Annotated in this window: 1 protein-coding gene; it reads right to left on the bottom strand. The window is 60.5% G+C overall.

Annotation, left to right across the window (positions count from 1 at the left end; all coding sequences use genetic code 11):
- Positions 1 to 104 precede the first annotated feature (104 nt).
- Positions 105 to 324: alpha/beta fold hydrolase (locus tag FLQ44_RS14470; RefSeq protein WP_369126614.1), on the bottom strand; the 220-nt coding region annotated here is incomplete at its 5' end.

The raw sequence follows: 324 nt of genomic DNA, 5'->3' as shown, positions 1-324 counted from the left end.
AACATGACCCAGAAATGAAGCGCGGAGCGTTCGGGCACCTCTAGAAACTACCTACGTTTCTAGAGGCGTCCGAATAGACGCATCCGCTCCGCGCTTGGTGCCTTTCATACCGCCATCGCCTGGAGGTCGCGCAGGTCGCCTTTGGCTGGCAGTTGCAGGCGTTTGCTGGGGGCGTTGAAGAAGTCCAGCAGCACGCGTTGGGTCTGCAACCAGGCGGCCTTGTGTTCCATGTCGAGGAAGTGGCCGGCGTCGTTGATCACGGCGAACTGGGCGTGGTCGATGTGCTGGGCGAACAGGCAGGCGTCTTCCACTGAGGTGTATTCG

The organism is Vogesella mureinivorans, from assembly GCF_007644035.1.
In the GTDB taxonomy this organism is placed as follows: Bacteria; Pseudomonadota; Gammaproteobacteria; order Burkholderiales; family Chromobacteriaceae; genus Vogesella; species Vogesella mureinivorans.
Note: the sequence above shows the minus strand (reverse complement) of the source record. Positions and strands in the feature narration are given on the sequence as shown.